The organism is Shewanella pealeana ATCC 700345 (genome assembly GCF_000018285.1).
GTDB lineage: Bacteria > Pseudomonadota > Gammaproteobacteria > Enterobacterales > Shewanellaceae > Shewanella > Shewanella pealeana.
In genome coordinates, this window is the sequence record NC_009901.1 from 167,877 (window position 1) to 182,500 (window position 14,624).

The 14,624-nt window shown below is 44.2% G+C and carries 15 protein-coding genes and 1 rRNA gene (1 of these 16 only partly in view); 10 read left to right on the top strand and 6 right to left on the bottom strand.

The genetic code is table 11. The annotated features are described in order from the left end of the window. Nucleotides 1-35: 35 nt before the first annotated feature. From gspL to SPEA_RS00810, 3 genes are read left to right on the top strand one after another with little or no spacing between them, the layout of a single operon-like run. The gene (gene gspL / locus SPEA_RS00800) at nt 36-1,229 is read left to right on the top strand and encodes a type II secretion system protein GspL (RefSeq protein WP_012153427.1); all 1,194 of its coding nucleotides are present in this window, start codon (nt 36-38) and stop codon (nt 1,227-1,229) included. A 1-nt stretch (nt 1,230) separates the two neighbouring features. Further along, nucleotides 1,231-1,707: a type II secretion system protein M gene (locus tag SPEA_RS00805; protein WP_012153428.1), complete on the top strand. Its 477-nt coding sequence runs from the start codon at nt 1,231-1,233 to the stop codon at nt 1,705-1,707. Nucleotides 1,708-1,716: 9 nt separating this feature from the next. Further along, on the top strand, nt 1,717-2,475 hold the full coding sequence (locus SPEA_RS00810) for a type II secretion system protein N (protein WP_012153429.1): 759 nt from the start codon (nt 1,717-1,719) through the stop codon (nt 2,473-2,475). A gap of 90 nt (nt 2,476-2,565) precedes the next feature. Here SPEA_RS00810 and yrfG read toward each other — a convergent pair whose 3' ends face one another. After that, a complete protein-coding gene (gene yrfG, locus SPEA_RS00815) occupies nt 2,566-3,234 on the bottom strand; it encodes a GMP/IMP nucleotidase (RefSeq protein WP_012153430.1) in 669 nt (222 codons plus the stop codon). Nucleotides 3,235-3,321: 87 nt separating this feature from the next. Between yrfG and nudE the strand changes: the two genes are divergently transcribed. From nudE to SPEA_RS00835, 4 genes are read left to right on the top strand one after another with little or no spacing between them, the layout of a single operon-like run. Continuing rightward, complete coding sequence (gene nudE / locus SPEA_RS00820; protein WP_012153431.1) at nt 3,322-3,876, top strand: ADP compounds hydrolase NudE; 555 nt, start codon at nt 3,322-3,324, stop codon at nt 3,874-3,876. Nucleotides 3,877-3,920: 44 nt separating this feature from the next. Continuing rightward, complete coding sequence (cysQ, locus tag SPEA_RS00825; RefSeq protein ID WP_012153432.1) at nt 3,921-4,730, top strand: 3'(2'),5'-bisphosphate nucleotidase CysQ; 810 nt, start codon at nt 3,921-3,923, stop codon at nt 4,728-4,730. Beyond that, nucleotides 4,723-5,184, top strand: a complete 462-nt coding sequence (locus SPEA_RS00830) for a GNAT family N-acetyltransferase (RefSeq protein ID WP_012153433.1) — start codon at nt 4,723-4,725, stop codon at nt 5,182-5,184. The genes cysQ and SPEA_RS00830 overlap by 8 nt, the downstream gene beginning before the upstream one ends. A 5-nt stretch (nt 5,185-5,189) precedes the next feature. Next, a complete protein-coding gene (locus tag SPEA_RS00835) occupies nt 5,190-6,872 on the top strand; it encodes an MFS transporter (protein ID WP_012153434.1) in 1,683 nt (560 codons plus the stop codon). A 14-nt stretch (nt 6,873-6,886) separates the two neighbouring features. Here SPEA_RS00835 and mnmH read toward each other — a convergent pair whose 3' ends face one another. The 3 genes from mnmH to SPEA_RS00850 form a co-directional block, all read right to left on the bottom strand. After that, complete coding sequence (gene mnmH / locus SPEA_RS00840) at nt 6,887-7,984, bottom strand: tRNA 2-selenouridine(34) synthase MnmH (RefSeq protein ID WP_012153435.1); 1,098 nt, start codon at nt 7,982-7,984, stop codon at nt 6,887-6,889. After that, nucleotides 7,984-9,024, bottom strand: coding sequence for a selenide, water dikinase SelD (gene selD / locus SPEA_RS00845; RefSeq protein WP_012153436.1), 1,041 nt, complete (start codon nt 9,022-9,024; stop codon nt 7,984-7,986). The genes mnmH and selD overlap by 1 nt, the downstream gene beginning before the upstream one ends. A 190-nt stretch (nt 9,025-9,214) precedes the next feature. Continuing rightward, the gene (locus tag SPEA_RS00850; protein WP_041410755.1) at nt 9,215-10,321 is read right to left on the bottom strand and encodes a fatty acid desaturase; all 1,107 of its coding nucleotides are present in this window, start codon (nt 10,319-10,321) and stop codon (nt 9,215-9,217) included. Nucleotides 10,322-10,460: 139 nt separating this feature from the next. Between SPEA_RS00850 and fabR the strand changes: the two genes are divergently transcribed. After that, nucleotides 10,461-11,075 carry an HTH-type transcriptional repressor FabR gene (gene fabR, locus SPEA_RS00855; RefSeq protein ID WP_041410756.1) on the top strand — a complete coding sequence of 205 codons (615 nt, stop codon included), beginning with the start codon at nt 10,461-10,463 and terminating at the stop codon, nt 11,073-11,075. Nucleotides 11,076-11,140: 65 nt separating this feature from the next. On the opposite strand, the gene trmA is transcribed toward fabR, so the two are convergent. Beyond that, entirely contained in the window at nt 11,141-12,238 is a 1,098-nt protein-coding gene (trmA, locus tag SPEA_RS00860; protein ID WP_012153439.1) for a tRNA (uridine(54)-C5)-methyltransferase TrmA, read from the bottom strand. Between the two features lie 197 nt (nt 12,239-12,435). Here trmA and murI point away from each other — a divergent pair, with 197 nt between their 5' ends. Beyond that, on the top strand, nt 12,436-13,242 hold the full coding sequence (gene murI, locus SPEA_RS00865) for a glutamate racemase (RefSeq protein WP_012153440.1): 807 nt from the start codon (nt 12,436-12,438) through the stop codon (nt 13,240-13,242). Nucleotides 13,243-13,255: 13 nt separating this feature from the next. On the opposite strand, the gene SPEA_RS00870 is transcribed toward murI, so the two are convergent. Then, nucleotides 13,256-13,711: an RNA recognition motif domain-containing protein gene (locus SPEA_RS00870; RefSeq protein ID WP_012153441.1), complete on the bottom strand. Its 456-nt coding sequence runs from the start codon at nt 13,709-13,711 to the stop codon at nt 13,256-13,258. Between the two features lie 687 nt (nt 13,712-14,398). On the opposite strand from SPEA_RS00870, the gene SPEA_RS00875 reads away from it, so the two are divergent. Continuing rightward, nucleotides 14,399-14,624 (top strand): 16S ribosomal RNA (locus SPEA_RS00875) (it continues 1,317 nt past the right edge of the window).

Genomic DNA, 14,624 nt, shown 5'->3' on the forward strand with positions numbered 1-14,624 from the left:
TTTAATGAGTTGAAGAGACTTGTGGAGATAAATCAGTGAGTGAAAGACTATTCATCCGCTTAGGTCAGACAGCCGAGCAGCCATGCTCTTGGCTAGTATGGTCTGAGCAGGAGCAAGAAATTATAGGTTCTGGTGAGCTAAGCGATGCCAGTGCTCTATCGACTCTTACTGAAAGAGCGGGTAATCGCGCGGTTGACGTTTTAGTACCTGCTTCCAGCATTACATTAACCCATGTTGAGCTACCAGAGAAAAGCCAGCGGCAGGCCGTTAAGGCTTTACCTTTTATGCTGGAAGAGAACCTAGCTCAAAACGTAGATGAATTGCATTTTGTTACAGGGCCTCGCAATGGCGAGCAGCTAAGTATTGCCGTGGTGGCTCATGAACAGATGCAAGCTTGGATCGAATGGCTTAACGATGCCGGCCTTAAAGCAAAATGTATCGTACCAGACTGTTTGGCACTGCCATTGGCCGAGTGCGACTGGGCTGCAATGAGTTTTGGCAAAGAGATTTTGCTGCGTACAGGCGAAGGTAGCGGTGTGAGTCTGACTCAGAGCTGGATGGATGTGGTGCTGCCACAGCTGTTAGCGACTGCAGACCATGATAATACTACGGTTGCGGCATATACCGATCTACAAGTGAGCGGGGCGGAAGTGAAATCTCAGCCACTAGACCTGCCTATGCTAGTGCTAGCAAAAGGTATACTCAATGCGCCAATGAACCTACTTTCTGGGGTTTATAAACCGAAGAAAGAGTATGGTAAGCATCTTGTTTTATGGCGTAATACGGCTATCGCATTCGGGATTGTGATCCTACTAGCCCTAGTGAACAAAGGACTTAATATTCATCAGATGAATAGCGATGCGGATAGGTTACAGGCGCAAAGCGAGCAGATCTATAAGCAGGTTGTTCCTGGGAGTTCACGAGTGGTGAACTTACGCTCTCAGATGGAAAGCTATGTTCGAACACTTCAAGGCGGCGGTAGTGGCAGCGAGTTTTTTGTCATGCTTAGTGGTATGCAAGAGGCTTTTGCTCAAGTGCCTGCACTTAAGCCAACCACCTTGCGCTTTGATAGTAATCGTAACGAAATTCGTATGCAGGTTACTGCTAAGAATTATGAGCAGATAGAAAAGTTTAAAGAGATCATTGCGCGTTCTTACAAGCTCGATGGTGGTGCGATGAATAGTGGTGAGTCTCAAGTCACCAGCACCTTAACCATAAGGAGCAAATAAGATGGAAAACTTTAAAGCTTGGTGGGGTGGATTGGTTCTTCGTGAGCAGCAGATGGTTGCGGCTTGTGGTGTGGTGTTAGTGATAGGCATTTTGTATTGGGGCGTTTGGACGCCAATAGCCAATGCGGAAGATGAAGCTCAGCGTAGACTCGAGGGTCAACAAAGTACCCTTAATTACGTTAAGCAAACCGCGAATCGTATTGCTGGTTTGAAACAAAGTGGTGGTAGTAACGCTTTTAGGGGCAGTTTGAGTGCCGCGGTTAACCAAACGGCGGGTGCGTTTGGCTTAACTATCACGCGTATGCAGCCACAAGGTAATAAGATCCAAGTGTGGATGGATGAAGTCCCTTTCGATACGTTATTGAATTATTTAAACGAATTGGTGCAGAACAAGGGCTTGTCATTAGAAAGCTTAGACTTAGCAGAGTCTGATACTCCAGGCTATGTTAATGTTCGTCGTATTCAGCTGTCCAAGTAAGGTGTTGTAGTGAAATTAGCAAAGATGATTGCGTTAGGCTTTTTAGTCTACTTGGTATTTTTAGTGGTGCAGTTTCCGGCCAATTTCGCAGTTAAGCTGGCGCCTTTACCAAACAATGTCGCCATTAGTGGTGTGTCAGGCACGATTTGGGCGGGTAAGATCGATATGCTCAGCGTGCAAAAGCGCCAAGTGGAAATGATAACTTGGGATTTGAATGTCTGGTCTTTATTGACTGGCACAGTTAAGGCCGATGTGGTGATCGGTAATCGGGCTAGTGCGGTAAACGGTAAAGGAACTGTCGCTTATTCGTTTAGTGGATTAGACGTTTCAGGCTTAAGGTTTGAAGCGCCGAGCAGCTTCTTATTAGGGCGCACTAACTTACCCTTTAGAACCAAAGTTAATGGTGACTTAAGCGTGTTGGTAGATAACTTTGAGCAGGGCATGCCTTGGTGTGAACAGTTATCTGGTAAGTTATTTTTGAATCAAGTGAATGTTACTAACCAGTTTGGTAAGTACCCACTTGGCGATATTGCGCTTGGACTCGCCTGTCTTGATGGCAAAGTTGAATTGACCACAGACGAAAAGCTTAATGGACTTGGCCTCGATGGCAATATCGTATTAGCCGATAACAAGATGATACAGGTGAACGCCAAGATCCGTGAAGTGAACACTCAGCCAGATGACTTGAAGAAGGCGTTATCATTCTTAGGTAAGAAAGATAGCCAAGGTTATTACCCGATAACCTATCAAGGACGTTTACCTATCTAGTAAGCTCAGTTTGGATACTTTAAAGGCGCCTAAACAGCGCCTTTTTTGTTTTTGATTTTTTATATTTGGTTCTTTTACAGCTGTGAATTGCTACGGTTGCTTAATGAGCTCTTTTAGTAGGTAGTGGTAATCTTCAATGGCTGGGAAGTCATCGAACACTTTATTGGGCTTTTGGCTATCAGGGTTAGCAATTCCTAACTGATAACCCACCCCAGCTAATTTTGCCGCTTGTAAAATGGCTTCATTATCATCGATAAACAGGCAGCGACTAGGGTCAAGGTTGAAACGTTCAAATAGCTGCAGCCAAAACTCTGGATGCTCTTTCGGGTAACCGGTTTCATGGCTCGAGATTATTTCATCTAGGCCTAAGCCTAAGTCTGTGTGTTCCAGCTTCAGCATCAGATTTTTAGGGTGAGCGTTAGTGACTAAGATGCGAGACTTTCCAGCGCTCTGTAGCGCGTTAAGAAAGGGCATGCTGTCTTGGCGTAACTGAATCCTATCCACCAGAGTTCGGTGTAGCGACATAATATCTAGTCCCATCTGCTGCTGCCAATAATCGAGGCAGTACCAATTTAATGTACCTTCTACATCGGCATAGCACTGCTCAACCCATTCGCTGGCTTCTTTTTCTGATATACCGCGCTGTTGACTCAGTTCCTTTGGGATCAGCTGCACCCAAAAATGATTGTCAAAATGCAGATCCAATAAGGTGCCGTCCATATCGAGTAAAACACTGTCAATTTCATTCCATGGAAACATAGTTGAGCAATCCTAAAAAATTCATGTTGTAGATTGGAGCGAGAATAGTAAGATTATACTTGAATTGGTAGTTGCACTGGGATGTGTATGACTAAAAAGAATGAGAAACCGGAGATTTTGCACACTGAAATAGTGGCAACCAGTCGGCTGTTTCAGATTGAGCAGGTGCACTTGAGGTTTTCTAATCAAGTCGAGCGTCAGTATGAGCGAATGAAAGGTAATAATCGTGGCGCTGTCATGGTTGTGCCGGTGCTCAATGGCACCGAGCTTTTATTGGGTAGAGAGTATGCTGCTGGTACTCACAGCTATGAGTTAGGATTCCCCAAGGGCTTGATAGATCCTGGTGAAGAAGCCCATGAAGCGGCTAACCGAGAGTTACAAGAGGAAATTGGCTTTGGTGCCAGAAAGCTAACTCATTTGATGGAATTGAGCTTAGCACCGGGTTATTTCGCCAGTAAGATGCAAATCTTTTTAGCTGAAGATCTATATGAGAGTCGACTAGAAGGCGATGAACCTGAGCCGATCGATATGGTTACCTGGCCGTTGGTAACATGGCAAGAGCTGTTGTCGGAGGAAGATTTTTCTGAGTCTCGCAGTGTAAGCGCTTTATTTTTAGCTCAGAAACATCTACAACTTAGATAGTTTAAATTGGCACTCGTTATTGGTATTAGGCTGTTGGAGTCATTATGAAGCCAGAGAATTATGTAGATCAAGTCATTGAAATTGCTACGCTCGCGGGTAGCAAAATCCGTGAAATTTATCAGAAAGGCGATTTTGAGCGAGAGATAAAATCTGATAATACGCCAGTGACTTCTGCCGATCTCGCTGCTCATGAAATCATAACTAAGGCTTTGATGGCGCTAACGCCAGATATCCCGGTCTTATCTGAAGAAGATGCCGATATCCCATTTGCTGAACGTTGTGATTGGCAACGTTATTGGTTGGTGGATCCGCTAGACGGAACCGGTGAGTTTATTGCTGGTAGTGGTGATTTTTCGGTGATCATTGCCCTCGTTGAGCATAACCGGCCGATTTTAGGCGTGGTGTATGTGCCAATGACAGAGGTCTGCTATTACGGTATTGCAGGTCTAGGTTCTTATAAGCGTAAAGATGGTACAGAAGTGCGGATCAGCAGCAAGCAACTGACTAAAGACTCGAATGGGTTACGTTTAGCTGTGAGTCGCCGTCAAGATCCTAAGTCAGTGATTAAGTTATTTAATCAAGAAAAGCACTGTGAGTTAGTAGTGCTTGGTGGAGCGGCATTAAAGAGCTGTTTGGTAGCAGAAGGTCGCGCCGACTGCTACGTGCGTATTGGCCCGACGGGTGAGTGGGATACAGGTGCTGCGCAGATTATCGTTGAGGAGGCGGGTGGTCAGATAATGGATCTTAACCTGCAGCCATTGACTTATAACGAGCGAGAAAGCTTAGAAAATCCTAATTTTATTGTCGTGGGGTCTCCTGCATTAGAATGGGATAAAATCTTAATCAATGAATGATCCGATTGAGCTTTGCCTCGCGAGTAAACCTGAACTCACCGCGATTGATGCCCTCGAACAACAATGTTTTGCTGGGCATTGCTATCCCGACTTTTTCTTTAGACAAGCTCTAGATTGCTGGGCTAACAGTTTTTGGATTGCTAAAAATAGCCAAGGCATTGTTATTGGTTATCTGTTGGCATCGACTAGCGCTCAAGCCGATACTTGTTGGATTTTATCTGTTGCCGTGGCTGATACTGCTCGTGGCCAAGGAATTGGTGGCAAACTTATCTCGCAACTAATTTCGGCTTTGCCACCTGAAGTTAACTATATCCATTTAACGGTCGCGCCTGATAATCCCGCTAAAGCGCTGTACTCTCGACACGGGTTTACAGAATACGGCTTTGAGTCCGACTATTTTGGTGAGAGTGAACCAAGAGTTGTAATGCGTTATGTGAAATCGGCTCCTTCGTAATACAGATGTTATTTAGCCGGCGTTTCTTACCCTATTTTGTGACTCTATGCCTTGGTGCACTGAACGACAATGTATTTAAAAATGTACTGCTGCTGTTAGTGACCTATTCACAGGTTGAGCTGCTACCGATCGATATTAACCTCTTTGTTAATCTGGCCGCAGGCCTATTTATTCTGCCTTTTTTGCTGTTTTCAGCTCACGCGGGGCAGGTGGCGGACAGTGTTGATAAAGCGCTGCTAATTCGAATACTTAAGCTACTCGAACTCATCATCATGTCGGTGGCCATTTTCGCAATTATGAGTAATAGCTATCTGGTTATGCTGCTATTACTGTTTCTTACTGGGGTGCAGTCCGCGTATTTTGGTCCGGTAAAATACTCACTATTACCAAGAGTGCTACACGAAAGCGAACTCGTCTCGGGTAATGCCTGGGTTGAGATGGGCACCTTCTTAGCCATTCTGATTGGAACAATTTCGGCAGGAATGATTGTTGCCAGTGACATGGCGACATACTGGGCTGCAGCCACGGTATTTATCCTAGCTTTAATTGGTATGGCTGCGAGTTGGTTTATCCCGAGTATTCCAGCCCACTCCGATGTTAAACCTCGATTTTCTATTATCTCTGCCACCATGGATAACCTTAACAAGGCGCGTAACAACAAGGCCATTTGGACTGCTATTTTAGCTATCAGTTGGTTTTGGTTTGTGGGGGCGACTTATCTTACTCAGTTCCCTAATTTTGCTCGAATAACCTTAAATGCCGACCCGACGGTGGTATCACTACTCCTATTGCTGTTTTCGGTGGGCATTGGTGCTGGTTCATTTTTTTGTGAGCGGCTTTCTTGTCGGCGGGTTGAGCTTGGGATTATGCCTTTAGGCTTGCTGTTACTCGCTTGCTTCGGAATCGATCTCTATTTTGCTATACCCAATAAAACGACATTAGTTGGGCTTTATCAATTAGATAGCTTTATTGCAGAGTCTGGGCATTATCGTCTGATGTTTGATCTGTTTATGATTGGCGTCGGAGGTGGCTTATTTATCGTGCCGCTTTATACCTTTATTCAGGTGCGAGCCAAAGAGGGCGAGTGCGCACAGGCGATTGCGAGTAACAATATCCTCAATGCATTATTTATGGTGAGTTCGGCTATATTTGCCATGCTGGCCTTGAATGTATTGCAGTGGCCGATAGAGTTGCTCTTTTTGGTCTTAGCTGTGGTAAATATCTTGGTGCTACTGTATTTATTTTGGCGCTGGCCAGAACTCTTACTCAGCTGCGAGAGTTACTTTTATCGCAGGGTTTTACATAAAACCCAAGTGCTAGATCTAGAGTCTTTGCATAAATCGTCTAAATTATTGCTGGTTACCGAGCAAGCATCTTGGCGAGAGTTAATGGTGATATTTGGCAGCTTTAACCATCCGATTTTGTTTGCAAACTTAAATCAGCAGACTTGGCCTAATCGCTTTATTGGGTACGCATTATCTCGATTGAGTTGGTATCCGCATCAACAAATGGAAGTCGATAGCGTTGTTTGCGTGAATAAGGCCTCACTTGGTGAGTTTAAAGCCCGCGCCGAATTTGCAGACTTCACTGTTGTGTCAGTTAAATTTACTGCTATTGAGGGAAGAGTACTGAAGTTAGAAATAACCCCATTAGCTGCCGGTAACAGCGAGCTAATGGGATGGGCTTAGAGCAAAGTCGGTGCTTAATGGTCATCTAGCCACTGATGCATAGCTTGATGGTCGCCTTTAAATAAAATACGTTCGGCTTTCTTATCGATTTGATATTGATACATAGGGTCGTAATACTTGACCAGCAACAGCTCTATCCAGCCTAAATGACCACGGGTGTCATTTTGACTCGTTTGAATACTTAAGGCATCAGTGATCATTGCCTGAAGCTCGTCATGTTGTTTTCCACCTAGGCGCTTTTTAATGCCTGTGATGCTTTGGGCCAAGTATTGGGCAAAAGCTTCGAAGCCTGCTTCTTCACCTAGCCTTTGGATATAACCACTATGCATCTTGTGCACATATTCGTTAAGTAGGCGCGTCAGTCTTGCATCCATCGACTCTTCTAACACCAATACGCTGGCTGTCTGCATGCCTGAATAGAAAGCCTGGGGTAATGCAGAACGACCAATCAGGAAGCTTTCATCTTCGAGTAGCAAGTGCTTTGCATCAGTGTCTTGATGCTTTAACAGTGCAACAGCGAGGGCATTTTCAAAGTTGATTTGGCTCGGTTGCCCTTCGTGATAGCGACCAAAGCTGGAACCTCTGTGGTGCGCTATTCCTTCAAGATCAACGGCTTCTTTACGCTGCAAAAGGAAGTCAGTTTTACCACTGCCAGTTATTCCGCTTAGGATAAGCATCGGCTTTACATTGGCTGCATTATCTATGGTTTCAATCAGAAACTGGCGCATGGCCTTATAGCCGCCTTCAATAAAGGGGATATCTAGGCCTGCTTCTTTTAGCCATTGCTGGGTCAGTTGTGAACGTAGGCCACCACGAAAACAATAAAGATATCCATCTGGATTCTTAGTGAAAAAATCTAGCCAAGCATCGACTCTTTGTTGCTTGATTTCACCTTGAACCAGTGAATGGCCTAGCTTGATCGCGGTCTCTTGGCCATGTTCTTTATAGCAAGTACCCACCTTTTTACGCTCCTCATCCTCCATTAGGGGGTGGTTAACGCTGGCAGGAAAGGCACCTTTCTCAAACTCTACCGGTGCGCGCGCATCCATTATGGGATGATCGTTAACGAGTATTCGGCGATATTCGCTTGCGGGCACTTTATTGAGTGTCATTAGATGAGCTCCACGGTCATTGCCGCATTTTTTTCAACTAACTGGCCGATACAGATAGGTTCGATGCCATTGTCAGCAAGCAGCGTTTGTAGAGCGGCCTCACTGTCGGTAGCAACGGCTATCAATAATCCGCCACTAGTTTGTGGGTCGCAAATAATGGCCTTCTGTTCTTCAGTTAATTCAGGTAGGTGTTCACCGTAGCTATCGAAGTTTCTATGGGTACCACCAGGAATACAGCCCAACTGCAAGTAGTGGCGGGCATTCGGTAGCAAAGGCAGTAAGCTAATATCTAGTTTTGCACTTAAGTCTGCACCGTGGCACATCTCAAGTAGATGTCCGGCTAAACCGAAACCTGTTACATCGGTTAGTGCATTAACTTGAGAGATCTTGGCAATTTTAGGGCCTAATACATTAAGCTGGCACATGGCTTCGGCCGCAGTGTTAAGATCGGCATCAGCCAACTTTTTCTGCTTTTGCGCCGTAGTCAAAATACCAATACCGAGTGGCTTAGTTAGATAAAGCTTATCGCCCGCTTTAGCGGTATCGTTTTGCTTTAACTCATCTAATGGGATCTGGCCGGTTACGGCTAAACCAAATATTGGTTCTGGCGAGTCAATGCTATGACCACCTGCGAGCATAATACCTGCGTCGGCACAGGCTTTGCGGCCACCGTCAACGACTTGCTGAGCGACTTCTGCAGGCAATTTATTCACTGGCCAGCCTAGAATCGCAATGGCCATCATAGGTGTACCACCCATGGCATAGATATCACTAATGGCGTTAGTTGCAGCAATACGTCCAAAGGTAAATGGGTCATCTACAATCGGCATGAAGAAGTCGGTGGTGCTGATAATGCCCGTGGTCTCGTTAAGCTTATAGACGGCTGCATCATCGCGAGTCTGGTTACCTACCAGTAGATTAGGGTCATCAAATACAGGCAGCTGAGTGGCAAGTATAGTGCCGAGAACTTTTGGAGAAATTTTGCAGCCGCAACCCGCGCCGTGACTGTACTCGGTAAGTTTGATTTCTGAATCTGACATGAGCTTAAAACGCCCTAATAAATAGTAAGTAGCCGATCATGATAGACCCATAACGGGGGGACTTCAATCGGCCTCGGGTACAAGTTGAGACTTGAGCCAGATTGCATTGGGCTATTTTTGTCTGAATTGGGAAATGATGACCCGTTGAGAAAAAAAAGCCGCTGTAATAGCGGCTTCTTCACTTTTAAAGCTAACTAAAGCTTGCTGTAAGATTGTGCCAGCTTCTCTGTTGCTGCTTAAAGCGAATTCTTAGCTCTTTAACTTGGCTAAGTAGCTGTTTATCAGCAAGCTGTTTACGTTTGGCCTCAATTAAGGCTTTTTTAGCAGCGTAGTATTCGGCTAAGTGTGTTTTTAATGTCTCGTACTCTTCTTGTATTTTCTCAATGAGTTCTTCGCTATTAGGCAGGTGAGCGACCTTATTCTGAGTGCGTTTTAACTGCATTTGTAAACGAGCGTGCTCGATTTTCTCCTGCGGTACAACTCGGCGGCCATTGGCAAGCCCCATCCAGGCTAAAGTATTGATGAGCCACTTGGTTGGGTCGTACTGCCACCAATGAATGCCGTTACGATAGTCGTTCTCAAAGATATGGTGATAGTTATGGTAACCCTCACCATAGGTTAACAGTGCGATGAAACCATTATCTCGGGCTGTGTTTTTATCTGTATAGGGCTGCGAGCCCCAGACATGTGCCAGTGAGTTGATAAAGAAAGTACAGTGGTGCACTACCACAAGACGCAGTAATCCAGCTAATAACAACATGCCCAAGATGTCGCCATTCAACCAGCCTAGTAGGGCTGGCAAACCAAAGTTCATGATAAGCAGTAGTGGCAGATAGTGCTTGTGTTGCCACATAACGATTTTATCGTTCTGAAGATCGCGAACATTCTTGTAGTCATGGTAACGCTGCGCCTGATATTCACGCAGCATCCAGCCAATATGGCTGTACCAAAACCCCATCTTTGCTGAGTAGGGGTCTTTGTCATTGTTATCTACATGCTTATGGTGCACTCGATGATCGGAAGACCAATGTAATGCACTATTTTGCAAGGCTAATGCACCGCCTAAGGCATAGAGAAATCGAACAGAGGCGTGGGCTTTATAGGTGCGATGAGACCAGAGTCTATGGTAGCCGCCGGTAATAGATAAACCACTCGCAAAGGCTAGGACGACAAAGGCGATCCATTCGATGACATCAAACCCGTGAGCAATCCCATACCAAGGTACAAATATTGCGGCGCAGGCAAACGTGATACTAAATAGGGCTACATTCATCCAGATGATAGGAGGTTTTTTCATTATATTTATAATTCCAAGTTGAGCGTACATCTGTACGCCAATTTAACGTGGATAGTGATCGGGGTCAAGTTTGTTGATGCTGCGTTTTGTGTTAAAAAGCGGTATTATTCAAGGAATAATTTTTGTAAGTAGGTTCAACATGGGCATTAGAGCACAACAAAAAGAGAAGACTCGACGGGCACTCGTCGATGCGGCATTTAGCCAGTTAAGTGCTGAGCGTAGCTTTTCTAGCCTAAGTTTGCGTGAAGTTGCACGTGAAGCGAACATTGCTCCAACGTCATTCTATCGTCATTTTAAAGATATGAATGAGCTGGGTTTAACCATGGTGGATGAAGGCGGTTTGACGCTTAGACAGTTAATGCGTAAAGGGCGTCAACGTGCAGAAGCCGGTGGCAGCGTGATCCGCATTTCGGTTGACACTTTTATGGAAGTACTTGAATCAAATCCAAACGTATTCCGTATTCTACTGCATGAACGTTCAGGAACATCGGCCCCTTTTAGAGGTGCAGTTGCTCGTGAAATCGAGCATTTTATTTCAGAATTGGCGCATTACACCGAAGCGACAGCAAATCGCTCGCCAGAATTAGCCCATGCACAGGCTGAAGCCTTAGTAACTTTAGTCTTTAATGCCGGCGCTGCTGCATTAGATATGAAGCGAGTGGATCGAAAAGTATTGGCTGACCGCTTGGTGATTCAATTGCATATGATTGCTAAGGGTGCTGATGCACTACAAAACAAGAAAGAACAAAATTAACTGAAACAAAAACGGCATCCATAAAGATGCCGTTTTTAATGAGACTTTTGAATATTTACTTCAAGTTATTTTTTCTCAAGGAAAACCCCTGACTCCATATGATCCGTATAAGGGAACTGATCGAATAAGGCAAAGCGAGTGATCTTATGGGTCTTGCTCAGCTCAGCTAAGTTATCGATAAGGGTATTAGGGTTACATGAGATATAAACGATACGCTCATAACCTTGCACAAGCTTAACCGTATCCGCATCTAGCCCAGCTCGTGGTGGGTCAACAAAAATGGTATTACAGTTATAACTATCTAAATCGATACCTTCTAAGCGTCTAAAGCTGCGCTTCTTCGCCATAGCTTCGGTAAAGTCTTCTGCTGACATACGGATGATCTGCAGGTTCTCGACTTGGTTAACTTTGATATTGTATTGCGCTGACTCAACAGAAGGCTTGGCCAGTTCAGTTGCTAATACGCGCTCAAAGTTTTGTGCTAACGCGATAGAGAAGTTACCGTTACCACAATAAAGCTCTAGTAGATCACCACTGCTATTCTTGGTGATATCAATAGCCCACTCAAGCATCTTAACTGACACCTTACCGTTTGGCTGAGTGAAGCTGTTCTCAATCTGATGATACTGTAGTTGTTTGCCAGCAACATTGAGTGACTCAACCACGAAGTCTTTATCAAAGATGATCTTCTGCTTACGCGCTCGGCCAATTAAGTTTACGTTAAACTGGGTGCTAAGAGTTTGTTTAAGGATTTTAGCCTGTTGTTCCCACTCACTATCCAGCTGCTTGTGATATAACAGTGAAACTAAAATCTCGCCGCTTAGCGTGGACAAGAAATCAATTTGGAACAGACGGTGGCGTAAAATAGTATTCGGCTTTAATAACTCTACTAAAGCAGGCATCATTTTATTAATCAATTCGCTTGCCGGCAGGAACTGATCACAACGAACTTTACTATTAAGCTCTTTATCAAACATATAGTAATAGAGGTCTTCACCTTCATGCCAAACTCTAAACTCAGCACGCATACGGTAGTGAGCAGGTTCGGAACTGAATGTTTCCAGTTCAGGGGTATCAAAATCAGCAAATAACTGCTTTAACTTGACGCACTTTGCTTCTAGTTGCACATCATAGGTTGTAGGATCCATTGCTGCTAAATTCATATCTTGATCACCGTTGGCATTAAATTAGGGGCGGAATATTATACTAGATAGCTGGGATGTCCAGTTTCTCACTTCCGATTTTTCCTAGGTTGTGGGAAAATTCTAAAGCAATATAGCCAATCATGCTGTTTGTAAGACCTAACGACGTTTCTTTTATGTGTATCGAAATCATTATTACCCTATAGCGGAGAATACTTTTGTTTGGACCTATTCTTATTTTTGACTCAGGGATCGGTGGACTATCGATTTTCGATGAGATCAGAAAAGTATTACCCGATCAAGATTGCTGCTATCTATTCGATAATGCCCGTTTACCTTATGGTGAGTTAGAAGAGTCGGTTCTTATTAAAGGTTGTGTAGAGCTTATTTGCGAACAGGCACTTAAGATCGATGCATCATTAGTTGTTGTTGCCTGCAATTCGGCAAGTACTTTAGTGCTCCCTGGTTTACGAGAAAGATTATCTATTCCTATTGTAGGGGTTGTGCCAGCAATTAAACCCGCTGCAAAGTTATCTATAGCAAGGCATATTGGTTTACTGGCAACGCCAGGTACGATTAAGCGATCCTATACCAGAGAGTTAATTGAACAATTTGCCGATGGATGCAAGGTAGAGCTTTTTGGCTCATCTGAACTCGTGATGTTGGCTGAGGCCAAACTTGCAGGGGAAAGCGTAGATTTGATTAAGCTGAGAGCTCAACTAGAGCCTATTCGTCAATCGAAGTTAGACACCCTAGTTCTAGGATGTACTCACTTTCCTATAATAGCGAGCGAGATGCAGCAGATCTTAGGTAATGGAGTTAAGTTACTCGATTCAGGAGTTGCAATCGCCCAGAGGGTCGTTTTTCTGCTTAACGAGTTTTCGCTGGATAAAGTCGTTGATAATAGAACGAAGAATTTAACGGCAATTTATACTACGGCAGAGATATCGGCGGGTTTAACAACCAGACTAGCTGAAAAAGGCTTCACTAAGATAGTGTCACGCTCTTCAGCCAATCTAGGTTAGCTATACATCTTTATTATGCGTTATCACTTTTATCGGAATCTTGAGATTTAGCCTCACGCACTTTTAATGTTCTTTCTTGGAAATCGAATTCATTCAATTTTGTCATAGCTTTCTTAGCGCCAGCTTCTGACATTTCAATAAATCCAAAACCTTTACGACGGCCAGTCTTACGATCACGAACTAAACGTACAGAGTTTACTGGGCCAAACTCACCAAATAGAGCTTTTACTTCTCCTTCGTGTACACGATAAGGAAGATTACCTACATATAGAGTCATGGTTGGACCGCTATATGGTTCATTACTATTAGTTGTAGAAGCAGGCGTTTTAGATTGAAGAGAAAAAATAACGCTCGCGATGATAGCACCAGTAAAGAAAGCGATGGCGCCGTTTAGATCCGGTGCGATTTGAAAAATAGCGAGTGCACCAATAATGGCTACGGCCAATACGATCAAGAATGACTTCTGCATAAATATAATCTCTAAAGAAAAAATGAATTGATAACTAACTGTTAATAACCAGACTATGGTAATGAATTATTAGCCAATAGACTAGTGTGTTGCTGAAAAAATGAACTTTATCTGTCGCCTAGTAAAAAAGTGGTGCAGATTTAGCCATAAAAAGTAGGATAAATAAGCAGTAAATGGGGCTTTGCTGAAAAGTTCAGCAGGCGAGCATTTTTTTAAGAAAAAGCGCTTGCGCTCTTTTCGAATCTCCCTATAATGCGACCCCACTGACACGGTGAAGCAGGCAACTAGCCAAGCTAACAGGGTTAGAGAGATTAACTTCTACGGAAATTAGCCTCAGGTGACAAACGCTTTAAGAGCTTCGGGTAATGACTTCTGATTAAGAAATCATCGTTTGAAAAACTTCTTAAAATAAGCGCTTGACGCCGACAATGGAGAGTGTAGAATACGCCTCCTCAGCCAAACGACCTAAGCGTCTAAGGCGAAGTCTGAAAGACGACTTCACGCTCTTTAACAATATGACAAGCAAATCTGTGTGGACACTCACAGAGATTAAGTTATTCGAAATTGTCTCTCACGAGGCAATCAAAAATTGACTTAATGAATGAGTGTTCATAGCAATATGTAATACAGAATTCGTTGAGCCGCTGATTTAGCCTTACTTGTAAGGTGGAAGAAGCAAAAAAACTTTAATTGAAGAGTTTGATCATGGCTCAGATTGAACGCTGGCGGCAGGCCTAACACATGCAAGTCGAGCGGTAACACAAGGGAGCTTGCTCCTGAGGTGACGAGCGGCGGACGGGTGAGTAATGCCTAGGTATCTGCCCAGTCGAGGGGGATAACAGTTGGAAACGACTGCTAATACCGCATACGCCCTACGGGGGAAAGGAGGGGACCTTCGGGCCTTCCGCGATTG

Excerpts from the sequence above, each read along its gene's own strand:
- SPEA_RS00805 (WP_012153428.1), top strand. The coding sequence starts at position 1,231 with ATGGAAAACTTTAAAGCTTGGTGGGGTGGATTGGTTCTTCGTGAGCAG.
- yrfG (WP_012153430.1), bottom strand. The coding sequence starts at position 3,234 with ATGTTTCCATGGAATGAAATTGACAGTGTTTTACTCGATATGGACGGC.
- nudE (WP_012153431.1), top strand. The coding sequence starts at position 3,322 with ATGACTAAAAAGAATGAGAAACCGGAGATTTTGCACACTGAAATAGTG.
- cysQ (WP_012153432.1), top strand. The coding sequence starts at position 3,921 with ATGAAGCCAGAGAATTATGTAGATCAAGTCATTGAAATTGCTACGCTC.
- SPEA_RS00830 (WP_012153433.1), top strand. The coding sequence starts at position 4,723 with ATGAATGATCCGATTGAGCTTTGCCTCGCGAGTAAACCTGAACTCACC.
- SPEA_RS00835 (WP_012153434.1), top strand. The coding sequence starts at position 5,190 with ATGTTATTTAGCCGGCGTTTCTTACCCTATTTTGTGACTCTATGCCTT.
- mnmH (WP_012153435.1), bottom strand. The coding sequence starts at position 7,984 with ATGACACTCAATAAAGTGCCCGCAAGCGAATATCGCCGAATACTCGTT.
- selD (WP_012153436.1), bottom strand. The coding sequence starts at position 9,024 with ATGTCAGATTCAGAAATCAAACTTACCGAGTACAGTCACGGCGCGGGT.
- SPEA_RS00850 (WP_041410755.1), bottom strand. The coding sequence starts at position 10,321 with ATGAAAAAACCTCCTATCATCTGGATGAATGTAGCCCTATTTAGTATC.
- fabR (WP_041410756.1), top strand. The coding sequence starts at position 10,461 with ATGGGCATTAGAGCACAACAAAAAGAGAAGACTCGACGGGCACTCGTC.
- trmA (WP_012153439.1), bottom strand. The coding sequence starts at position 12,238 with ATGAATTTAGCAGCAATGGATCCTACAACCTATGATGTGCAACTAGAA.
- SPEA_RS00870 (WP_012153441.1), bottom strand. The coding sequence starts at position 13,711 with ATGCAGAAGTCATTCTTGATCGTATTGGCCGTAGCCATTATTGGTGCA.